The following is a 23,261-nucleotide window of genomic DNA, read 5'->3' on the forward strand; positions in this document are numbered from 1 at the left end:
GGCTTGTGTATCTAAAGCGCAAAATAGATAAACTGCGACGTAACTGTAAGTATTGTAAATTACTGTTTCTAAAAGATACACTACTAAAATATATTTTAATAAGTTTTGATGATCATCTACCGCCATTGATTTCCATTACAGATAAACGCTTTCCGCCGGCATGGCTTCAGCCGCTTCCTTCGCTACGCTCCGTGCAGGGTCTTCAGCTCACGCTATTCCGGCAGGAGTCGTCATCTTCCATTCCAATCAATTGGTATGTGCTATTGATTAATTTGAGGTATTTAAGAATTGAATAAGTAGCTCTTATCTTTAATCTTTGAGAAATACACTCTAGCGAAGGGAAAATATGAAGACTCCTGCGGGAAAAGCGAGACTAGCGAGACCCCACAGAACGGAACGTTAGTGGAGTTCGAGGAGGCTCGCAGGCCGCCCGCGGAAAGCGTAATATTTTCCCGTAGCGAGATTAGAAAATCATATCCACTACGTCGCAGTTTCCTCCAACTGTACAACACACAGTAACAACTATCATTTGACTTCGGCCCCCCAAGTCGAGTTGGCAGTCTGAAAACTTTCAGGAAACAGGGCTTTTAACGTTATTACCATTTTTATGGTATATTAAAAAAAGAAATTACTAATGAAAATCACATGTTATTCATGTAAGAAGGGTCTGGTCAATAGATGTTATTTGTACTTGATGTGGGTAACACCAATACGGTGCTGGGTGTCTTTGAAGGAGAACAATTAAAATATGAATGGCGCATAAAAACAGATCGGTATAAAACAGAAGATGAATTCGGAATCCTAGTAAAATCCTTATTCGAACATAAAGGATTGACCTTAACGGATATTACAGGTGTAATTATCTCTTCAGTCGTACCTCCAATTATGTTTGCAATGGAAAAAATGTGTCGAGATTATTTGAATATAGAACCATTGGTTATTGGAAAAGAAACGATTCAATCCAGCCTTAAAATGACATATCCATCCCCACATGAGCTAGGCGCTGATCGTATTGTAAATGCAGTGGGGGCCATAAAAGAATATGGAGCTCCTCTAATTATTATAGATTTTGGAACAGCCACAACGTATTGCTTTATTAATGAAAAGGAAGAATATGTTGGAGGTGTTATTTCCCCTGGTGTTAACATCTCGATGGAAGCATTGTACAGTAAAGCATCTAAGCTACCAAAAATTGAAATCCAACCACCATCTAGTGTAATAGGGTCCTCGACTGTTGAAGCAATGCAAGCTGGGGCTTTTTACGGCTATGTGGCTCAGGTAGATGGAATTGTTACGCGTATTAAAGAAGAGACAGGAAAGCAACCTACAGTTATTGCTACTGGCGGGTTAGCACCGTTAATTGCTGATGCATCAGCTACAATTAATCATGTCGATCCATATTTAACATTAAAAGGTCTTTATCTAATATATAAAAGAAACAGTTTATAAAGAGAGGGTTTATACAATGAAGGATTATCTAATTAAAGCAACTGCACATAATGGAATGGTAAGAGCATATGCTTCGACCACGACAGAGACAATAGAAGAAGCTCGTAGACGTCATGATACATGGGCTACTGCCTCTGCTGCCTTGGGAAGGACGATTACAATTTCAGCCATGATGGGCGCGATGTTAAAAGGGGAAGATTCGCTAACAGTAAAAGTGGAAGGCAGAGGGCCTATAGGTGCTATCCTTGCAGACGCAAATGCTAATGGAGAAGTGCGTGGCTATGTAAGTAATCCACACGTAGATTTTGAGTTAAATGATAAAGGGAAATTAGATGTCGCACGTGCTGTAGGGACTGATGGAAATATAAGTGTAATTAAGGATTTGGGCTTAAAAGATTACTTTACAGGAGAGGTTCCGATTATTTCCGGGGAAATTAGTGAGGATTTTACTTATTACTTTGCTAATTCAGAGCAGGTACCATCCGCAGTAGGTGCAGGAGTATTAATTAATCCTGATCATTCCGTACTTGCTGCAGGTGGATTTATAATTCAGGTCATGCCAGGTGCAGAGGAAGAAGTGATTTCCCAGTTGGAAGAAGAAATACAATCCCTTCCTGCTATTTCAGCCTTAATCCAACACGGCAATACACCTGAGCAAATTTTAGAAAGGCTATTCGGTAAGGAGAACGTAAAAGTTCATGAAACCATGCCAATAGAATTTCGTTGTAAATGCTCTAAAGAGCGTGTAGAGCAAGCAATAATCGGCTTAGGAAAAGAAGAAATAAAGCAAATGATTGAGGAAGATCATGGTGCTGAAGCAAATTGTCATTTCTGTAATGAAACATATGAATTTACCGAAACAGATTTGGAAAAATTGTTGGATTCGTAGGTCTGAGTTTGTCTACAGGGGGAAGTTGAGTATATGTCCAAACGCCTTTTACTAGGAATAGTTATTGTCCTTGTTATTACTAATATTGCTACGTTAATTTACTGGAATAAGAGTGAAAGTACAATTATAGATAACAAAGAGAATGGACCTGTTATAAATAAAAAAAAGCCAGTTGCTTCTGTTAATGGTCAGGATATATTTTATGAGGATTGGATGCGGCAATTACGCTTGAATAATGGGGAAAGTCAACTAAAGTCAATGGTGGATCAGGAACTTATCCGCCAACTGGCTGAAGAAAAAGATCTGGATATTTCAGAAAAAGTTATTCAAAAGGAAATATCCATGCTGACAGCTGCAGAAGGTATAATGAAAAAGGAAGAATTGCAAAGAGCGGAGAAGCTATGGAGGGAAAAATTAGTCTATCGGTATCAATTGCAATTACTTTTAACTGAAGGTGTCAAGATTCCGGAGGATCAATTACAACGTTACTATGAAGAGTATGGGGATCAATATAATTTCTCTGCATCTATGCAACTGTCCCATATTATTGTAGAGGATCTTTCAACTGCGAAGAAAGTGATTAGAGATTTAGAGGCAGATGCTGACTTTGGTTTGCTTGCACGGGAGTATTCTCTTGACAAAGAAACAAGGGATAAAAAGGGATACCTCGGTTACATTTATACAAACAGTCAATTTTTCCCTGAAGGATATAAAGAAATTGCTTTGCAAATGGATGATCATTCCTATAGTGAGCCGTTTGCAACAGAGGAAGGTGTAGCAATTATTTATCTGCACCGTTACTTACCAGAAATAACATTCACGTATGAAGAAATAAAAAAGTATATGAAAAGTGAAATTGCTATGCAAGAAACAAATCAAACGTTGTCTGCTGATCCACTGTGGAAAGAAGCAGAGATTCATTGGTTGTATGAGTAATAAGAGTGCCCATTTTTTGTGTTTTTAGTTGACTTTTGTATAGGTAAAACGTACATTATAATTAAATCATACAAATTAACTAGGAATTGGGAGGCAGATGAACATGAGAGTGGCTGACAATATTACCAAATTAATTGGTGAAACCCCTGTAGTTAAATTAAATCGGATGACAGATGAAGATAGTGCAGATATATATTTGAAATTAGAATTTATGAACCCTGGAAGCTCGGTAAAAGATCGTATTGCTTTAGCAATGATTGAGGCGGCAGAACAGGACGGTTCTTTAAAAGATGGTGATACTATTATTGAACCTACTAGTGGAAACACTGGTATTGGTCTAGCAATGGTTGCTGTTGCAAAGGGCTATAAGGCTGTATTGGTTATGCCTGATACAATGAGTAAGGAACGGCGCAATCTTCTTCGTGCATATGGAGCTGAGTTAATTTTAACCCCTGGTGCAGAGGGAATGAAGGGTGCTATAAAGAAAGCTGAAGAACTTAATGAAAAGCATGGGTATTTCATGCCACAGCAATTTAACAATGAGGCAAACCCTAAAGTTCACGCAGAAACAACAGGTAAAGAGATCGTGGAACAGATGAGTGATGGTCTGGATGCTTTTGTTTCAGGTATTGGAACAGGTGGAACAATTACTGGTGCAGGTCGAGTATTAAAAGAAAGCTTTAAAGATATTAAAGTTTATGCCGTTGAACCGGCAGATTCAGATGTGTTATCAGGTGGATCTCCTGGTCCTCATAAAATCCAGGGATTAGGAGCAGGATTCGTTCCTGGCATTCTTAATACGGACATCTATGATGAAGTAATTCGAATAGAAAATGAAGAGGCCTTCGAAACGTCGCGTCAGGTTGCCAGAACAAATGGCATTCTTGGAGGTATATCTGCAGGAGCTGCAGTTGCAGCGGCTAAAAAAGTTGCTAAGCAATTGGGCAAAGGTAAAAAGGTTCTAGCTATATTCCCTGATAATGGAGAAAGATATTTATCTACACCTCTATATCAATTTGATGAAGAGCAATAACCATTTCCGTAAAAAGACTGACACACAGCAACTGATGTCAGTCTTTTTTATGCTTCAAAGATGTTAAATTATTGTGCTGTCTGACCTCTTACTGAAATATAGGTATAAAGGTGAATCTAAACGTAGCCGGTTTATCATGAATACCGACTGTGAGAATTTATGTCGCTTGCACGTTTGTTCTATGATAGGATAGAACAGGAAATAGTAGTGAAAGAAGGTATGTTGCCTAATGATCTTAAAGATGAAACGAAAAGAATTGGATCTATCTGCACGGACACATATTATGGGGATACTAAACGTGACTCCAGATTCGTTTTCAGATGGAGGCAGCTATGATTCAAAAGAAAAAGCAATACAACAAGCAATAAAAATGGAAGAGGATGGCGCAGATATCATTGATATTGGAGGGGAATCCACCCGGCCAAATCACCAGCCAGTCTCCTTAGAAGATGAAATTGACCGAGTTATCCCTATTATAAAAGCGATACGGGAATATACAAATTTACCAATTTCCATCGACACCTATAAAGCAGAAACTGCCAAACAGGCAATTGAAGCAGGTGCGGATATAATTAATGATATTTGGGGTGCAAAAAGAGAACCGGAAATAGCCAGAGTTGCAGCACAATACAATGTACCCATTATCCTTATGCATAATCGCAACAATAAGAATTATACTGATTTAATACATGATATGAAAATAGATCTAAAGGAAAGTATTGATATAGCATTAGATGCAGGAGTGCAAGAGGATAAGATTGTATTGGATCCCGGTGTTGGATTTGCTAAAACAGCGGAAGACAACCTTATCGTAATGAATCAATTGGAGCAATTTGTTAGGATGGGTTATCCCGTTCTTCTCGCCACGTCGAGAAAAAGGTTTATAGGAGGAGTATTAGATCTCCCTGCTGAGGAAAGAGATATTGGTACTGGTGCAACTACCTGTCTGGGAATAACAAAAGGTGTACAAATGGTACGTGTTCATAATGTAAAAGTGAATGTAGAGCTGGCAAAAATGATGGATGCCATGCAGCATGCGAACGCAGGAGGTAGTAGGAATGGATAAGATTGTACTTAAGAATTTGCAGTTTTATGGATATCATGGTTTATTGCCTGAAGAGAACAAGCTTGGCCAAAGATTCCAAGTGGATGTAGACCTGTATGCGGATTTAAAAAAGCCAGGTGAAACGGATGCGATGAGTGATTCTATTCATTACGGGCATGCGTACGAGTTAATTCAGCAAATTGTGGAGGGAGAGCCATACAATTTAATTGAAGCAGTTGCTGAGAAAATTGCTAATGAGCTGTTACGTTCTTTTACTCTTTTATCCGCGTGTACGATTAAAGTGATTAAGCCAGATCCTCCTATTCCTGGGCATTATCACTCTGTTGCTGTGGAAATTTATAGGGAGAGATCAATATGAATGAAGTATTTATTGCTTTAGGTACAAATATCGAACCAAGGGAAGTGCATCTAAATAAGGCTATTGAACTGCTGTCTAAGCATTCATCCATTACGGTTTATAAGAAGTCATCTATTTACGAAACAGCGCCTGTAGGTTATACAGATCAGAATGATTTTTTAAATATGGTATTAGAAGCACACACCTCCCTCTCTCCAATTGAATTACTTGATGTTTGTCAGGGGATTGAACAAGAACTGGGAAGAAAAAGGGAAATACGTTTTGGACCGCGAACGATAGACCTTGACATATTGCTATATAATCAAGAAAATAGGAAGATGGAACGATTAATTATTCCACACCCAAGATTGCATGAACGTGCGTTTGTGCTTATACCATTAGAAGAAATTGCTCCAAAGGTAATAGTTCCAACACAGGATAAATGTGTTGCTGATTTGATAAATCAACTTCCAAGAAAAGACATGAAGGATGTAGTGAAATGGACAGGAAAAGACTGGGGAGAAGAATAAAAGCCTTTCGTAAACTAAAAGGGTATACTCAAATAGATTTAGCGGAAAAGTTAGATATACCTATTTCCACTATAGGAGCGGTTGAACGAGGGACGAAACAAGCTTCAGAGAAATTAATTCAGGAAATTGCTGCTGTTTTATCTATTGAAGAGAACGAAATCGTTTTAAAGGAAGATAATAGTTATAGGGAAAGTTAAAAATGGTTTTCTACAATATAAAATATACTTTTATGTAGAGATGGGACAAATGGTTGTTTGTATGTCACATGGATTGGTTGATTCAAAGGATAGAGTAAAGATAGTAATTATGGAATTGCTTTAACAGCCGATTTCACACTTAAAATGGTTATATGTACACAGAAAAGGAAAGTAATGAATAGTAGAGGCAGGGCTACGGGAAGGATCTTTTGTATATTTATATACATATACCTCTTTGTTAGAAGATGATCAGAGACCTTCATCATGTCGATAAAGCTACCTGTCAGTTATAGACTGGCGGTTTTTTATGTTTTTGCATAAATAACACCTTTTTATGAGCGAAATTGCTTTGAGAATAGAAGAGAAGCAAACTGTAATTTCAGTGATTTTTATAGAAAATCTTAACTCATGCTTTGTACAATTCCAAATATCGTGAAAGATTTAGTTTTTTTAGGTATACTATTTTATAATATGGACTGGAGTGATGAATGGTGTCAGAAGAATTAAATGAACATATGCGAGTTAGAAGAGAAAAATTAGGTGCTTATAAGGAGCAGGGATTGGATCCTTTCGGTGGTAAATTCTCCAGGTCACATCTTGCAAATGAATTGCAAGCAACCTATGATTCTTTTTCAAAGGAAGAATTGGAGGAAAAGCAAGAGATTGTTACAATCGCTGGAAGAATGATGACCAAGCGTGGAAAAGGGAAAGCTGGTTTCGCTCATCTCCAAGATTTGAGTGGTCAGATTCAAATCTACGTACGAAAAGATGATATTGGTGAACAGGCCTATGAGATATTTAAATCTACTGATATGGGAGATATTATTGGCGTAACAGGGATTATGTTTAAAACAAAGGTCGGGGAGCTATCCGTTAAAGCAACAGAATTCCATCTATTGACCAAATCATTACGCCCTTTACCAGAAAAGTATCATGGTTTAAAAGATATCGAGCAACGTTACCGTCAGCGCTATCTTGACTTAATAACAAACATGGATAGCAGAGAGACGTTTGTTTTACGGAGTAAGATTATCCAATCCATGAGACGTTATTTAGATGGACAAGGGTACCTTGAAGTTGAAACACCGATGATGCACGGAATTCCAGGAGGGGCGTCTGCTCGTCCGTTTGAAACACACCATAATGCTTTAGATATTCCATTATATATGCGTATTGCTATTGAATTGCACTTAAAACGACTAATCGTCGGAGGACTTGAAAAAGTTTATGAAATTGGACGGGTGTTCCGAAATGAAGGTGTATCCACCAGACATAACCCGGAATTCACTATGATGGAACTATATGCTGCATATGATGATTATCACGATATAATGTCATTAACAGAAAATATGGTAGCCCATATTGCTAAAGAAGTACTTGGATCTACTACTATTATATATGACGATAAAGAAGTAAACCTGGAACCAGAATGGACCAGACTTCACATGGTAGATGCAGTAAAAGAACAAACAGGTGTTGATTTCTGGCAGCAGATGAGCGACGAACAAGCACGTGATTTAGCTAAAGAGCATGGAGTAGATGTACAAGAAACAATGACATTTGGACATGTTGTTAATGAGTTTTTTGAGCAAAAAGTAGAAGAAACTCTAATTCAACCTACTTTCATTTACGGCCACCCTGTGGAAATTTCCCCATTGGCCAAGAAGAATAAAGAGGATCAACGCTTTACAGACAGATTTGAACTATTCATCGTTGGGCGGGAGCATGCCAATGCCTTTAGTGAGCTAAACGATCCGATTGATCAACGTGAACGGTTCGAAGCACAAGTGAAAGAAAGAGCGGAAGGGAATGACGAAGCGCATCTAATGGATGATGACTTCCTTGAAGCATTGGAGTATGGTATGCCTCCAACTGGCGGCTTAGGAATTGGGATAGACCGTCTGGTTATGCTATTAACAAACTCACCGTCAATTAGAGATGTATTGCTATTCCCGCAAATGAGAAATAAGTAAGACAGTAAAAGAACACTTCTTAAATAGGAGTGTTCTTTTTATAGGATTTTACAAGTGCATGGGAAGATTAATATATCAAATAATTTGAATTATATTTCTTAATAAAAACACTTGCTTTTGAAAAACAAACATGGTAAATTTAATATCGTTGCTCAAGCAACTATAACAAGTACTTTAACGAATTGCTGAAATAAAATTTCAAAAATCTATTGATTGTAACTTGAAATTATGTTATATTAATAAAGTCGCTAAATTGCGAAACAACTTCTAAAGATAAAAGTTATTTTAAAAAGTTGTTGACAAAGTTTAAGTGACCTGATATAATATAAAAGTTGCTTCGATAAGAAGCGAACAAAACATTCGTTCTTTGAAAACTGAACAAAACAACCAGTATGTCAAGAAAAACATGACGTTTTTCGTTAATTTTTAAAAAGCCAGAAGTTAACGCTTCTGCAGCTAAGACATGAGATAAGATTGATTGGTGTCGATCTTATTCAAACTTTTATGGAGAGTTTGATCTTGGCTCAGGACGAACGCTGGCGGCGTGCCTAATACATGCAAGTCGAGCGCGGGAAGCAAGCTGATCCTCTTCGGAGGTGACGCTTGTGGAACGAGCGGCGGACGGGTGAGTAACACGTGGGCAACCTGCCTGTAAGACTGGGATAACCCCGGGAAACCGGGGCTAATACCGGATAATACTTTTCATCACCTGATGGAAAGTTGAAAGGTGGCTTTTAGCTACCACTTACAGATGGGCCCGCGGCGCATTAGCTAGTTGGTGAGGTAACGGCTCACCAAGGCAACGATGCGTAGCCGACCTGAGAGGGTGATCGGCCACACTGGGACTGAGACACGGCCCAGACTCCTACGGGAGGCAGCAGTAGGGAATCTTCCGCAATGGACGAAAGTCTGACGGAGCAACGCCGCGTGAGTGATGAAGGTTTTCGGATCGTAAAGCTCTGTTGTTAGGGAAGAACAAGTGCCGTTCGAATAGGGCGGCACCTTGACGGTACCTAACCAGAAAGCCCCGGCTAACTACGTGCCAGCAGCCGCGGTAATACGTAGGGGGCAAGCGTTGTCCGGAATTATTGGGCGTAAAGCGCGCGCAGGCGGTCCTTTAAGTCTGATGTGAAAGCCCACGGCTCAACCGTGGAGGGTCATTGGAAACTGGAGGACTTGAGTACAGAAGAGGAGAGTGGAATTCCACGTGTAGCGGTGAAATGCGTAGAGATGTGGAGGAACACCAGTGGCGAAGGCGACTCTCTGGTCTGTAACTGACGCTGAGGCGCGAAAGCGTGGGGAGCGAACAGGATTAGATACCCTGGTAGTCCACGCCGTAAACGATGAGTGCTAGGTGTTAGGGGGTTTCCGCCCCTTAGTGCTGAAGTTAACGCATTAAGCACTCCGCCTGGGGAGTACGGCCGCAAGGCTGAAACTCAAAAGAATTGACGGGGGCCCGCACAAGCGGTGGAGCATGTGGTTTAATTCGACGCAACGCGAAGAACCTTACCAGGTCTTGACATCCTCTGCAATCGGTAGAGATACCGAGTTCCCTTCGGGGACAGAGTGACAGGTGGTGCATGGTTGTCGTCAGCTCGTGTCGTGAGATGTTGGGTTAAGTCCCGCAACGAGCGCAACCCTTGATCTTAGTTGCCAGCATTTAGTTGGGCACTCTAAGGTGACTGCCGGTGACAAACCGGAGGAAGGTGGGGATGACGTCAAATCATCATGCCCCTTATGACCTGGGCTACACACGTGCTACAATGGATGGAACAAAGGGAAGCAAAACCGCGAGGTCAAGCAAATCCCATAAAACCATTCTCAGTTCGGATTGCAGGCTGCAACTCGCCTGCATGAAGCCGGAATCGCTAGTAATCGCGGATCAGCATGCCGCGGTGAATACGTTCCCGGGCCTTGTACACACCGCCCGTCACACCACGAGAGTTGGTAACACCCGAAGTCGGTGAGGTAACCTTTTGGAGCCAGCCGCCGAAGGTGGGACCAATGATTGGGGTGAAGTCGTAACAAGGTAGCCGTATCGGAAGGTGCGGCTGGATCACCTCCTTTCTAAGGATTTAGAACGGAACGCCGAGGACCTTCGGGTCTTCCGGTAAGGACATACATGGTTGTTTGGTTCAGTTTTGAGAGAGCGAATCTCTCTTTTTGTACCTTGAAAACTAAATAAGAGTAACAACGACATCAAATAAAAAGCTGAGGCGACTGCTCAGCGACGTACGGACTGGACTGACCCGTAGGAGATAAAGGAAACACGATGAATGTAAATGAATCGATGTTGACTTATTGTACGAAGGGGAAGGAAGTCGCGCTAGTCGCTAGGAGCCAAAGCTAGATTTAAATAAAAGCAAGGCTAAGAAATTAGCACGCTTATTCATTGTAAAAATAGTTAAGTGAATAAGGGCGCACGGTGGATGCCTTGGTACTAGGAGCCGAAGAAGGACGGGACTAACACCGATATGTCTCGGGGAGTCGTAAGTAGACATCGATCCGAGAATTTCCGAATGGGGGAACCCACTGTTCGTAATGGAACAGTACGCATAGCTGAATACATAGGCTATGTGAGGCAGACCCGGGGAACTGAAACATCTCAGTACCCGGAGGAAGAGAAAGCAAATGCGATTTCCCAAGTAGCGGCGAGCGAAACGGAATTAGCCCAAACCAGAAAGCTTGCTTTCTGGGGTTGTAGGACACTCCTTTGGAGTTACAAAGGAATTCTTTAGATGAATCGATCTGGAACGATCAGCCACAGCAGGTAAGAGCCCTGTAATCGAAAAGGAATTCTCTCCGGAGTGTATCCTGAGTACGGCGGAACACGAGAAATTCCGTCGGAATCCGGGAGGACCATCTCCCAAGGCTAAATACTCCCTAGTGACCGATAGTGAACCAGTACCGTGAGGGAAAGGTGAAAAGCACCCCGGGAGGGGAGTGAAAGAGAACCTGAAACCGTGTGCCTACAAGTAGTCGAAGCCCGTTTATGGGTGACGGCGTACCTTTTGTAGAATGGACCGGCGAGTTACGATCCCATGCAAGGTTAAGTGGAAGACACGGAGCCGCAGCGAAAGCGAGTCTGAATAGGGCGATTTGAGTATGTGGTCGTAGACCCGAAACCGTGTGATCTACCCATGTCCAGGGTGAAGGTCAGGTAACACTGACTGGAGGCCCGAACCCACGTATGTTGAAAAATGCGGGGATGAGGTGTGGGTAGGGGTGAAATGCCAATCGAACACGGAGATAGCTGGTTCTCTCCGAAATAGCTTTAGGGCTAGCCTCAAGGAATGAGTACTGGAGGTAGAGCACTGATTGGACTAGGGGCCCTCATCGGGTTACCGAATTCAGTCAAACTCCGAATGCCAGCTACTTAGACTTGGGAGTCAGACTATGGGTGATAAGGTTCATAGTCGAAAGGGAAACAGCCCAGACCGCCAGCTAAGGTCCCAAAGTATACGTTAAGTGGAAAAGGATGTGGAGTTGCCCAGACAACCAGGATGTTGGCTTAGAAGCAGCCACCATTTAAAGAGTGCGTAATAGCTCACTGGTCGAGTGACTCTGCGCCGAAAATGTACCGGGGCTAAACGTATCACCGAAGCTGCGGATTGTTCTTACGAACAATGGTAGGAGAGCGTTCCAAGTGCTGTGAAGTCAGACCGTGAGGACTGGTGGAGCGCTTGGAAGTGAGAATGCCGGTATGAGTAGCGAAAAAAGAGTGAGAATCTCTTTCACCGAAAGCCTAAGGTTTCCTGAGGAAGGCTCGTCCTCTCAGGGTTAGTCGGGACCTAAGCCGAGGCCGAAAGGCGTAGGCGATGGACAACAGGTAGATATTCCTGTACCACCTCATGAGCGTTTGAACGATGGGGGGACGCAGTAGGATAAGGAATGCGCACCGATGGATGTGTGCGCCCAAGCAGTGAGAAAGTTGGATAGGCAAATCCGTCCAACAATTTCAAGCTGTGATGGGGAGGGAAATAGAGTACCGAAGTTCCTGATTTCACACTGCCAAGAAAATCCTCTAGTGAGTTCATAGGTGCCCGTACCGCAAACCGACACAGGTAGGCGAGGAGAGAATCCTAAGGTGAGCGGGAGAACTCTCGTTAAGGAACTCGGCAAAATGACCCCGTAACTTCGGGAGAAGGGGTGCTCCTTTAAGGAGGAGCCGCAGTGAATAGGCCCAAGCGACTGTTTAGCAAAAACACAGGTCTCTGCGAAGCCGAAAGGCGAAGTATAGGGGCTGACACCTGCCCGGTGCTGGAAGGTTAAGGGGAAGCGTTAGCTTACGCGAAGCGCAGAACCGAAGCCCCAGTAAACGGCGGCCGTAACTATAACGGTCCTAAGGTAGCGAAATTCCTTGTCGGGTAAGTTCCGACCCGCACGAAAGGTGCAACGACTTGGGCACTGTCTCAACGAGAGACCCGGTGAAATTATACTATGCGTGAAGATGCGCATTACCCGCGACAGGACGGAAAGACCCCGTGGAGCTTTACTGTAGCCTGATATTGAATGTTTGTACAGCTTGTACAGGATAGGTGGGAGCCTTGGAAACCGGAGCGCCAGCTTCGGTGGAGGCATCCGTGGGATACCACCCTGGCTGTACGACCATTCTAACCCAGGGCCGTGATCCGGTCCGGAGACAGTGTCAGGCGGGCAGTTTGACTGGGGCGGTCGCCTCCCAAAAGGTAACGGAGGCGCCCAAAGGTTCCCTCAGAATGGTTGGAAATCATTCGTAGAGTGTAAAGGCAGAAGGGAGCTTGACTGCGAGACCTACAAGTCGAGCAGGGACGAAAGTCGGGCTTAGTGATCCGGTGGTTCCGCATGGAAGGGCCATCGCTCAACGGATAAAAGCTACCCCGGGGATAACAGGCTTATCTCCCCCAAGAGTTCACATCGACGGGGAGGTTTGGCACCTCGATGTCGGCTCATCGCATCCTGGGGCTGTAGTCGGTCCCAAGGGTTGGGCTGTTCGCCCATTAAAGCGGTACGCGAGCTGGGTTCAGAACGTCGTGAGACAGTTCGGTCCCTATCCGTCGTGGGCGTTGGAAGTTTGAGAGGAGCTGTCCTTAGTACGAGAGGACCGGGATGGACACACCGCTGGTGTACCAGTTGTTCCGCCAGGAGCATAGCTGGGTAGCTACGTGTGGCAAGGATAAGTGCTGAAAGCATCTAAGCATGAAGCCCCCCTCAAGATGAGACTTCCCATCACTTCGAGTGAGTAAGATCCCTCAGAGACGATGAGGTTGATAGGTCCGAGGTGGAAGCGTGGTGACACGTGGAGCTGACGGATACTAATAGATCGAGGACTTAACTAATTTTCTTCTTTGATCGTCGTTGTTTTTCTCTTATTTAGTTTTTAGGGTATAAATTTAAAAAAACCCTTGCATTTTTTCACGAAAATGCATATAATATGTCTTGTCCTTGTTTTTAAGGATGGTCTGGTAGCAATAGCGGAGAGGTCACACCTGTTCTCATGCCGAACACAGAAGTTAAGCTCTCCAGCGCCGATGGTAGTTGGGACTTTGTCCCTGCAAGAGTAGGACGCCGCCAGGCGGACATGTTATTATTTAAGAAGTGAAAAATGTATTGGAGGATTAGCTCAGCTGGGAGAGCACCTGCCTTACAAGCAGGGGGTCGCAGGTTCGAGCCCTGCATCCTCCACCATTTATGCCGGCCTAGCTCAATTGGTAGAGCAACTGACTTGTAATCAGTAGGTTGGGGGTTCAAGTCCTCTGGCCGGCACCATTATCTTATATACTATATACAATTAATATGATGTTATAATTACATCTAGTACGAGCCATTAGCTCAGTTGGTAGAGCATCTGACTTTTAATCAGAGGGTCGAAGGTTCGAATCCTTCATGGCTCACCATTTGCGGGTGTGGCGGAATTGGCAGACGCGCTAGACTTAGGATCTAGTGTCTTCGGACGTGGGGGTTCAACTCCCTCCACCCGCACCATTTAATTGTATATGCGGAAGTAGTTCAGTGGTAGAACACCACCTTGCCAAGGTGGGGGTCGCGGGTTCGAATCCCGTCTTCCGCTCCAAGCCATAGCCGGGGTGGCGGAATTGGCAGACGCACAGGACTTAAAATCCTGCGGTAGGTTCTACCGTGCCGGTTCGAGTCCGGCCCTCGGCACCATTTAGCGCCCGTAGCTCAATTGGATAGAGCGTTTGACTACGGATCAAGAGGTTAGGGGTTCGACTCCTCTCGGGCGCGCCATTATACGGGAAGTAGCTCAGCTTGGTAGAGCACATGGTTTGGGACCATGGGGTCGCAGGTTCAAATCCTGTCTTCCCGACCATTTAAATAAGGGGCCTTAGCTCAGCTGGGAGAGCGCCTGCCTTGCACGCAGGAGGTCAGCGGTTCGATCCCGCTAGGCTCCACCAATTATTACATTCGTTCTTTGAAAACTGAACAAAACAACCAGTATGTCAAGAAAAACATGACGTTTTTCGTTAATTTTTAAAAAGCCAGAAGTTAACGCTTCTGCAGCTAAGACATGAGATAAGATTGATTGGTGTCGATCTTATTCAAACTTTTATGGAGAGTTTGATCTTGGCTCAGGACGAACGCTGGCGGCGTGCCTAATACATGCAAGTCGAGCGCGGGAAGCAAGCTGATCCTCTTCGGAGGTGACGCTTGTGGAACGAGCGGCGGACGGGTGAGTAACACGTGGGCAACCTGCCTGTAAGACTGGGATAACCCCGGGAAACCGGGGCTAATACCGGATAATACTTTTCATCACCTGATGGAAAGTTGAAAGGTGGCTTTTAGCTACCACTTACAGATGGGCCCGCGGCGCATTAGCTAGTTGGTGAGGTAACGGCTCACCAAGGCAACGATGCGTAGCCGACCTGAGAGGGTGATCGGCCACACTGGGACTGAGACACGGCCCAGACTCCTACGGGAGGCAGCAGTAGGGAATCTTCCGCAATGGACGAAAGTCTGACGGAGCAACGCCGCGTGAGTGATGAAGGTTTTCGGATCGTAAAGCTCTGTTGTTAGGGAAGAACAAGTGCCGTTCGAATAGGGCGGCACCTTGACGGTACCTAACCAGAAAGCCCCGGCTAACTACGTGCCAGCAGCCGCGGTAATACGTAGGGGGCAAGCGTTGTCCGGAATTATTGGGCGTAAAGCGCGCGCAGGCGGTCCTTTAAGTCTGATGTGAAAGCCCACGGCTCAACCGTGGAGGGTCATTGGAAACTGGAGGACTTGAGTACAGAAGAGGAGAGTGGAATTCCACGTGTAGCGGTGAAATGCGTAGAGATGTGGAGGAACACCAGTGGCGAAGGCGACTCTCTGGTCTGTAACTGACGCTGAGGCGCGAAAGCGTGGGGAGCGAACAGGATTAGATACCCTGGTAGTCCACGCCGTAAACGATGAGTGCTAGGTGTTAGGGGGTTTCCGCCCCTTAGTGCTGAAGTTAACGCATTAAGCACTCCGCCTGGGGAGTACGGCCGCAAGGCTGAAACTCAAAAGAATTGACGGGGGCCCGCACAAGCGGTGGAGCATGTGGTTTAATTCGACGCAACGCGAAGAACCTTACCAGGTCTTGACATCCTCTGCAATCGGTAGAGATACCGAGTTCCCTTCGGGGACAGAGTGACAGGTGGTGCATGGTTGTCGTCAGCTCGTGTCGTGAGATGTTGGGTTAAGTCCCGCAACGAGCGCAACCCTTGATCTTAGTTGCCAGCATTTAGTTGGGCACTCTAAGGTGACTGCCGGTGACAAACCGGAGGAAGGTGGGGATGACGTCAAATCATCATGCCCCTTATGACCTGGGCTACACACGTGCTACAATGGATGGAACAAAGGGAAGCAAAACCGCGAGGTCAAGCAAATCCCATAAAACCATTCTCAGTTCGGATTGCAGGCTGCAACTCGCCTGCATGAAGCCGGAATCGCTAGTAATCGCGGATCAGCATGCCGCGGTGAATACGTTCCCGGGCCTTGTACACACCGCCCGTCACACCACGAGAGTTGGTAACACCCGAAGTCGGTGAGGTAACCTTTTGGAGCCAGCCGCCGAAGGTGGGACCAATGATTGGGGTGAAGTCGTAACAAGGTAGCCGTATCGGAAGGTGCGGCTGGATCACCTCCTTTCTAAGGATTTAGAACGGAACGCCGAGGACCTTCGGGTCTTCCGGTAAGGACATACATGGTTGTTTGGTTCAGTTTTGAGAGAGCGAATCTCTCTTTTTGTACCTTGAAAACTAAATAAGAGTAACAACGACATCAAATAAAAAGCTGAGGCGACTGCTCAGCGACGTACGGACTGGACTGACCCGTAGGAGATAAAGGAAACACGATGAATGTAAATGAATCGATGTTGACTTATTGTACGAAGGGGAAGGAAGTCGCGCTAGTCGCTAGGAGCCAAAGCTAGATTTAAATAAAAGCAAGGCTAAGAAATTAGCACGCTTATTCATTGTAAAAATAGTTAAGTGAATAAGGGCGCACGGTGGATGCCTTGGTACTAGGAGCCGAAGAAGGACGGGACTAACACCGATATGTCTCGGGGAGTCGTAAGTAGACATCGATCCGAGAATTTCCGAATGGGGGAACCCACTGTTCGTAATGGAACAGTACGCATAGCTGAATACATAGGCTATGTGAGGCAGACCCGGGGAACTGAAACATCTCAGTACCCGGAGGAAGAGAAAGCAAATGCGATTTCCCAAGTAGCGGCGAGCGAAACGGAATTAGCCCAAACCAGAAAGCTTGCTTTCTGGGGTTGTAGGACACTCCTTTGGAGTTACAAAGGAATTCTTTAGATGAATCGATCTGGAACGATCAGCCACAGCAGGTAAGAGCCCTGTAATCGAAAAGGAATTCTCTCCGGAGTGTATCCTGAGTACGGCGGAACACGAGAAATTCCGTCGGAATCCGGGAGGACCATCTCCCAAGGCTAAATACTCCCTAGTGACCGATAGTGAACCAGTACCGTGAGGGAAAGGTGAAAAGCACCCCGGGAGGGGAGTGAAAGAGAACCTGAAACCGTGTGCCTACAAGTAGTCGAAGCCCGTTTATGGGTGACGGCGTACCTTTTGTAGAATGGACCGGCGAGTTACGATCCCATGCAAGGTTAAGTGGAAGACACGGAGCCGCAGCGAAAGCGAGTCTGAATAGGGCGATTTGAGTATGTGGTCGTAGACCCGAAACCGTGTGATCTACCCATGTCCAGGGTGAAGGTCAGGTAACACTGACTGGAGGCCCGAACCCACGTATGTTGAAAAATGCGGGGATGAGGTGTGGGTAGGGGTGAAATGCCAATCGAACACGGAGATAGCTGGTTCTCTCCGAAATAGCTTTAGGGCTAGCCTCAAGGAATGAGTACTGGAGGTAGAGCACTGATTGGACTAGGGGCCCTCATCGGGTTACCGAATTCAGTCAAACTCCGAATGCCAGCTACTTAGACTTGGGAGTCAGACTATGGGTGATAAGGTTCATAGTCGAAAGGGAAACAGCCCAGACCGCCAGCTAAGGTCCCAAAGTATACGTTAAGTGGAAAAGGATGTGGAGTTGCCCAGACAACCAGGATGTTGGCTTAGAAGCAGCCACCATTTAAAGAGTGCGTAATAGCTCACTGGTCGAGTGACTCTGCGCCGAAAATGTACCGGGGCTAAACGTATCACCGAAGCTGCGGATTGTTCTTACGAACAATGGTAGGAGAGCGTTCCAAGTGCTGTGAAGTCAGACCGTGAGGACTGGTGGAGCGCTTGGAAGTGAGAATGCCGGTATGAGTAGCGAAAAAAGAGTGAGAATCTCTTTCACCGAAAGCCTAAGGTTTCCTGAGGAAGGCTCGTCCTCTCAGGGTTAGTCGGGACCTAAGCCGAGGCCGAAAGGCGTAGGCGATGGACAACAGGTAGATATTCCTGTACCACCTCATGAGCGTTTGAACGATGGGGGGACGCAGTAGGATAAGGAATGCGCACCGATGGATGTGTGCGCCCAAGCAGTGAGAAAGTTGGATAGGCAAATCCGTCCAACAATTTCAAGCTGTGATGGGGAGGGAAATAGAGTACCGAAGTTCCTGATTTCACACTGCCAAGAAAATCCTCTAGTGAGTTCATAGGTGCCCGTACCGCAAACCGACACAGGTAGGCGAGGAGAGAATCCTAAGGTGAGCGGGAGAACTCTCGTTAAGGAACTCGGCAAAATGACCCCGTAACTTCGGGAGAAGGGGTGCTCCTTTAAGGAGGAGCCGCAGTGAATAGGCCCAAGCGACTGTTTAGCAAAAACACAGGTCTCTGCGAAGCCGAAAGGCGAAGTATAGGGGCTGACACCTGCCCGGTGCTGGAAGGTTAAGGGGAAGCGTTAGCTTACGCGAAGCGCAGAACCGAAGCCCCAGTAAACGGCGGCCGTAACTATAACGGTCCTAAGGTAGCGAAATTCCTTGTCGGGTAAGTTCCGACCCGCACGAAAGGTGCAACGACTTGGGCACTGTCTCAACGAGAGACCCGGTGAAATTATACTATGCGTGAAGATGCGCATTACCCGCGACAGGACGGAAAGACCCCGTGGAGCTTTACTGTAGCCTGATATTGAATGTTTGTACAGCTTGTACAGGATAGGTGGGAGCCTTGGAAACCGGAGCGCCAGCTTCGGTGGAGGCATCCGTGGGATACCACCCTGGCTGTACGACCATTCTAACCCAGGGCCGTGATCCGGTCCGGAGACAGTGTCAGGCGGGCAGTTTGACTGGGGCGGTCGCCTCCCAAAAGGTAACGGAGGCGCCCAAAGGTTCCCTCAGAATGGTTGGAAATCATTCGTAGAGTGTAAAGGCAGAAGGGAGCTTGACTGCGAGACCTACAAGTCGAGCAGGGACGAAAGTCGGGCTTAGTGATCCGGTGGTTCCGCATGGAAGGGCCATCGCTCAACGGATAAAAGCTACCCCGGGGATAACAGGCTTATCTCCCCCAAGAGTTCACATCGACGGGGAGGTTTGGCACCTCGATGTCGGCTCATCGCATCCTGGGGCTGTAGTCGGTCCCAAGGGTTGGGCTGTTCGCCCATTAAAGCGGTACGCGAGCTGGGTTCAGAACGTCGTGAGACAGTTCGGTCCCTATCCGTCGTGGGCGTTGGAAGTTTGAGAGGAGCTGTCCTTAGTACGAGAGGACCGGGATGGACACACCGCTGGTGTACCAGTTGTTCCGCCAGGAGCATAGCTGGGTAGCTACGTGTGGCAAGGATAAGTGCTGAAAGCATCTAAGCATGAAGCCCCCCTCAAGATGAGACTTCCCATCACTTCGAGTGAGTAAGATCCCTCAGAGACGATGAGGTTGATAGGTCCGAGGTGGAAGCGTGGTGACACGTGGAGCTGACGGATACTAATAGATCGAGGACTTAACTAATTTTCTTCTTTGATCGTCGTTGTTTTTCTCTTATTTAGTTTTTAGGGTATAAATTTAAAAAAACCCTTGCATTTTTTCACGAAAATGCATATAATATGTCTTGTCCTTGTTTTTAAGGATGGTCTGGTAGCAATAGCGGAGAGGTCACACCTGTTCTCATGCCGAACACAGAAGTTAAGCTCTCCAGCGCCGATGGTAGTTGGGACTTTGTCCCTGCAAGAGTAGGACGCCGCCAGGCAAAGCAAAAAGCATTGTGATACATAACGTATCTCAATGCTTTTTTTGTATTTACAATTAATATTGTTAACTAAAGGGCTCTATACTAAATGTGGTACTCACTTTTAGACTCTCTCAAAAATAATAGAAACATTACTTGAAAGCTCTGGATAATATTGATGTCGACCATAGCATATATATTAAGAGGTGACGATTGCTATTGTTGTGCATACAGCTTTACATAAGGTAAAATATAAGAAAATTAAGTTAGTTAGGGGGGACAGACACTGGAGGACATCTTAGAGCATATAGCTGATGATGATTTTTTCCTAATGATGACAAGAATTATAGTAGCACTTGTGTTATCTGGTCTAATTGGCTTTGAGCGAGAGTTGAAAAATCACTCAGCTGGTTTCCGTACACACATATTAGTAGGAGTTGGAGCATGTCTAATGATGCTTCTATCCCTCTATGGTTTTGAGGAATGGATTAATAAATATGAAAATATAAGGTTCGACCCTGCAAGGATCCCATCATATGTAATTAGTGGAATCGGATTTTTAGGAGCAGGTACCATCATTGTTTACGGAGGTACCATTCGAGGGTTAACGACTGCGGCCTCTATATGGACCGTTGCCGGACTTGGTTTGGTAGTTGGTGCTGGAATGTATGCGCCAGCCATATTTACTACTTTTGTAATCTTGCTGAGTCTTATATTTTTAAATAATCTCGAGAAGCTTTTCACAAAAGGAAGTAAAACTTCATTAATTGAAATTGTAGCTCACCCTCAGTTAGAAATTGGTCAGGTAGTTTCCATTTTTGAAAGCGTCAATTTGCAAATTAAAAAAGTGGAAATTATTAAATTGGAAAGTAATATGATAAATATTTTTATTAGAATTGAACCGAATAAGCAGACAGATCCTGTTCTGGTGTTTGATCGTATTGCATCAATTGATGAGGTGAAGAGTGTGAATGAATTAAAGTAGCACTCTTTTCACTTCTTTTTTCCCTCTTGTAAAAAAGAAAACGTTTGCTTTGTGATCTACAGGTTTTGTTTCCCCCGTTTTTGTCAAAGATTAATAGTGAACATACTATTTGCATCTTTGTTTGATTATCGTATAATATAGGTAATGTCAAAGATAGTCAAAGTCAAAACATATGTGATAAGGGGGTGGGCATATGAGTAATATTTCCGATATTATTGAACAGCATTTAAAGAAAATCTTGCAAGCTAAAGGTCAAGATGTAATTGAAATAAAAAGAAGTGAGGTTGCAGATCAGTTTCAATGTGTCCCCTCGCAAATAAATTATGTGATTAACACAAGGTTTACTGTGGAAAAGGGTTATATAGTAGAGAGTAAACGTGGAGGCGGTGGCTATATCCGTATTATGCGGGTGAAGCACCAAGACAAATCAGAATTAATTGATGAAATTATTGAAATGATTAATCCAACTGTTACACAGCAGGCTGCTGTAGATGTGCTTGAACGTCTTTTAGAGGAAGATTTGATTACTACTCGGGAGGCAAAGCTCATTCTAAGTGCAATTGGACGAAATACATTGGCCTTTCAGCTGCCGTTAAGAGATGAAGTACGTGCTCGATTACTAACAGCAATGCTATCAACTTTAAAATATTTAAATGAGTAAGGAGGTATCTGTGGTGGAATGTCAGGAATGTCATGAAAGACCTGCAACACTTCATTTTACTCAGGTAATCAATGGAAATAAAACAGAAGTGCATGTGTGTGAAGTGTGTGCCAAGGAAAAAGGTTATATGTCGTATCCAGAGGATGGTTACTCCTTGCACAATCTGCTTTCAGGGTTATTTAACTTTGATTCCTTGAAACAAGAATCCAACAGTGAAGGTATATTTAACCAAGTTAAAGAATTACAATGCCCCAAGTGTGAAATGAGTTATTCGCAATTTAAGCGTGTAGGTAAATTTGGGTGTGCAGTTTGTTATGAAACATTTGCTGATCGATTGGACCCAATATTTAAACGCGTACATGCAGGAAACACACAACATCATGGAAAGATTCCTAAACGCCAGGGCGGAGACCTTCATAAAAAGAAACAAATTAGTAACTACAAAACTCAGTTAAGGCATTTAATTGAAAGTGAAGCCTTTGAAGATGCGGCAAAAATAAGAGATAAAATTAAAGCACTTGAAAATGACACGGGTAACTCGGAAGCAGGTGATAACTCATGACATTGCAAAATTTTATGAATGAAGCAATTAGTCCATGGATGCGAGAAGAGGGACCAGACAATGACATTGTGCTAAGTAGTCGTATTCGTTTAGCTCGTAACTTTGCGAATACAACTTACCCCATTTTAGCTGACCCAAACCAGTTGGAAGAGATCCGGGACTTCTTTAAGGATAATTATGAAAAAAAATCTTTCCAGGAATATAAAGATTTTTCGTTTTTACCAATCCAGAATTTATCAGCAGTAGAGCGTCAGGTTTTAGTTGAGAAACATTTAATAAGTCCTCATTTAGTCAAGCATGCGGATACTGCAGCTGCGCTGATTTCAGAAAACGAGCAGGTATCTGTCATGATTAACGAAGAGGATCATATTCGAATTCAGTTTTATTTACCTGGGTTTCAGTTAAATAAAGCATTAGAAAAATCCTTTGAATTTGATGATTGGCTTGAAGAAAAAATTAACTATGCATTTGATGAAACAAGAGGTTATTTGACCAGTTGTCCAACAAATGTTGGAACAGGAATGCGCGCTTCTGTAATGATGCATTTGCCTGCTTTAACACTTACCAAGCAGATTAACAGAATGATTCCTGCTATTAACCAATTAGGCCTTGTGGTAAGGGGGATCTATGGTGAGGGTAGTGAAGCTGTAGGAAATATTTATCAGATCTCCAATCAAATTACACTTGGGAAATCAGAAGGGGATATTGTTGAAGACTTACAAAGTGTTGTTGAACAACTCATTGATCATGAACGAAAAGCACGGAAGCAAATTATGGAACAATCGAGTAAAAGACTTGAGGACCGTATTTATCGTTCCTATGGTGTTTTAGAATATAGTCGGATAATAGAATCTAAGGAAGCAGCAAAATGTCTTTCCGATGTTCGATTAGGTATAGATATGGGTATTATTACTAATGTGTCTAAAAACATTTTAAATGAATTAATGATATTAACACAGCCTGGATTTTTACAACAATATGCTAGTAAGACGTTAAACCCTGATGAACGTGACATTTTAAGAGCCTCACTTATACGGGAACGATTACAGTTGGAAAAATAGAT

At 44.2% G+C, this 23,261-nt stretch carries 13 protein-coding genes, 9 tRNA genes and 6 rRNA genes; all 28 read left to right on the plus strand.

Going from position 1 to position 23,261, the window contains the following annotated elements:
• Positions 1-678 precede the first annotated feature (678 nt).
• Entirely contained in the window at positions 679-1,449 is a 771-nt protein-coding gene (locus tag BME96_RS00455) for a type III pantothenate kinase (RefSeq protein ID WP_060681962.1), read from the plus strand.
• Between the two features lie 16 nt (positions 1,450-1,465).
• A complete protein-coding gene (gene hslO / locus BME96_RS00460; protein ID WP_071648017.1) occupies positions 1,466-2,338 on the plus strand; it encodes an Hsp33 family molecular chaperone HslO in 873 nt (290 codons plus the stop codon).
• A gap of 33 nt (positions 2,339-2,371) precedes the next feature.
• Positions 2,372-3,274 carry a peptidylprolyl isomerase gene (locus tag BME96_RS00465; protein WP_071648018.1) on the plus strand — a complete coding sequence of 301 codons (903 nt, stop codon included), beginning with the start codon at positions 2,372-2,374 and terminating at the stop codon, positions 3,272-3,274.
• A 103-nt stretch (positions 3,275-3,377) separates the two neighbouring features.
• Positions 3,378-4,307 carry a cysteine synthase A gene (cysK, locus tag BME96_RS00470; RefSeq protein ID WP_019379282.1) on the plus strand — a complete coding sequence of 310 codons (930 nt, stop codon included), beginning with the start codon at positions 3,378-3,380 and terminating at the stop codon, positions 4,305-4,307.
• 229 nt (positions 4,308-4,536) lie between these two features.
• Positions 4,537-5,373, plus strand: a complete 837-nt coding sequence (gene folP / locus BME96_RS00475) for a dihydropteroate synthase (protein WP_071648019.1) — start codon at positions 4,537-4,539, stop codon at positions 5,371-5,373.
• The gene (gene folB, locus BME96_RS00480) at positions 5,366-5,731 is read left to right on the plus strand and encodes a dihydroneopterin aldolase (RefSeq protein ID WP_071648020.1); all 366 of its coding nucleotides are present in this window, start codon (positions 5,366-5,368) and stop codon (positions 5,729-5,731) included. Before folP ends, folB begins: the two co-directional genes overlap by 8 nt.
• Positions 5,728-6,240 (plus strand): 2-amino-4-hydroxy-6-hydroxymethyldihydropteridine diphosphokinase, encoded by a 513-nt coding sequence (gene folK / locus BME96_RS00485; protein ID WP_071648021.1) that lies wholly within the window; start codon positions 5,728-5,730, stop codon positions 6,238-6,240. The genes folB and folK overlap by 4 nt, the downstream gene beginning before the upstream one ends.
• The gene (locus BME96_RS00490; protein WP_019379278.1) at positions 6,210-6,437 is read left to right on the plus strand and encodes a helix-turn-helix domain-containing protein; all 228 of its coding nucleotides are present in this window, start codon (positions 6,210-6,212) and stop codon (positions 6,435-6,437) included. The genes folK and BME96_RS00490 overlap by 31 nt, the downstream gene beginning before the upstream one ends.
• 488 nt (positions 6,438-6,925) lie before the next feature.
• On the plus strand, positions 6,926-8,410 hold the full coding sequence (gene lysS / locus BME96_RS00495; RefSeq protein WP_172675329.1) for a lysine--tRNA ligase: 1,485 nt from the start codon (positions 6,926-6,928) through the stop codon (positions 8,408-8,410).
• 501 nt (positions 8,411-8,911) lie between these two features.
• Positions 8,912-10,477 (plus strand): 16S ribosomal RNA (locus BME96_RS00500).
• 335 nt (positions 10,478-10,812) lie between these two features.
• A 23S ribosomal RNA gene (locus tag BME96_RS00505) occupies positions 10,813-13,728 on the plus strand.
• Positions 13,729-13,850: 122 nt separating this feature from the next.
• Positions 13,851-13,966: ribosomal RNA gene (gene rrf, locus BME96_RS00510) — 5S ribosomal RNA — on the plus strand.
• Positions 13,967-14,001: 35 nt separating this feature from the next.
• Positions 14,002-14,077: transfer RNA gene (locus BME96_RS00515), tRNA-Val, on the plus strand.
• 5 nt (positions 14,078-14,082) lie between these two features.
• Positions 14,083-14,158: transfer RNA gene (locus BME96_RS00520), tRNA-Thr, on the plus strand.
• Positions 14,159-14,210: 52 nt separating this feature from the next.
• A tRNA-Lys gene (locus BME96_RS00525) sits at positions 14,211-14,286 on the plus strand.
• Between the two features lie 3 nt (positions 14,287-14,289).
• Positions 14,290-14,374, plus strand: a tRNA-Leu gene (locus BME96_RS00530).
• 13 nt (positions 14,375-14,387) lie between these two features.
• Positions 14,388-14,462: transfer RNA gene (locus BME96_RS00535), tRNA-Gly, on the plus strand.
• A 7-nt stretch (positions 14,463-14,469) separates the two neighbouring features.
• Positions 14,470-14,557: transfer RNA gene (locus BME96_RS00540), tRNA-Leu, on the plus strand.
• A gap of 4 nt (positions 14,558-14,561) precedes the next feature.
• A tRNA-Arg gene (locus BME96_RS00545) sits at positions 14,562-14,638 on the plus strand.
• 5 nt (positions 14,639-14,643) lie between these two features.
• Positions 14,644-14,720 (plus strand) — tRNA-Pro (locus BME96_RS00550).
• A gap of 9 nt (positions 14,721-14,729) precedes the next feature.
• Positions 14,730-14,805 (plus strand) — tRNA-Ala (locus BME96_RS00555).
• A gap of 151 nt (positions 14,806-14,956) precedes the next feature.
• Positions 14,957-16,522: ribosomal RNA gene (locus tag BME96_RS00560) — 16S ribosomal RNA — on the plus strand.
• A 335-nt stretch (positions 16,523-16,857) separates the two neighbouring features.
• Positions 16,858-19,773 (plus strand): 23S ribosomal RNA (locus tag BME96_RS00565).
• A 122-nt stretch (positions 19,774-19,895) separates the two neighbouring features.
• Positions 19,896-20,011, plus strand: a 5S ribosomal RNA gene (rrf, locus tag BME96_RS00570).
• Together the 16S, 23S and 5S rRNA genes with 9 tRNA genes alongside form the textbook arrangement of a ribosomal RNA operon.
• Positions 20,012-20,321: 310 nt before the next feature.
• Entirely contained in the window at positions 20,322-20,975 is a 654-nt protein-coding gene (locus BME96_RS00575) for an MgtC/SapB family protein (protein ID WP_071648022.1), read from the plus strand.
• 193 nt (positions 20,976-21,168) lie between these two features.
• Complete coding sequence (locus tag BME96_RS00580; RefSeq protein ID WP_019378981.1) at positions 21,169-21,636, plus strand: CtsR family transcriptional regulator; 468 nt, start codon at positions 21,169-21,171, stop codon at positions 21,634-21,636.
• Between the two features lie 13 nt (positions 21,637-21,649).
• Entirely contained in the window at positions 21,650-22,198 is a 549-nt protein-coding gene (locus tag BME96_RS00585) for a protein-arginine kinase activator protein McsA (protein ID WP_019378982.1), read from the plus strand.
• Entirely contained in the window at positions 22,195-23,259 is a 1,065-nt protein-coding gene (locus BME96_RS00590) for a protein-arginine kinase McsB (protein ID WP_060681874.1), read from the plus strand. Before BME96_RS00585 ends, BME96_RS00590 begins: the two co-directional genes overlap by 4 nt.
• Positions 23,260-23,261 lie beyond the last annotated feature (2 nt).

Origin of the sequence: Virgibacillus halodenitrificans, from assembly GCF_001878675.1 — a bacterium.
Lineage (GTDB): Bacteria > Bacillota > Bacilli > Bacillales > Amphibacillaceae > Virgibacillus_Q > Virgibacillus_Q halodenitrificans.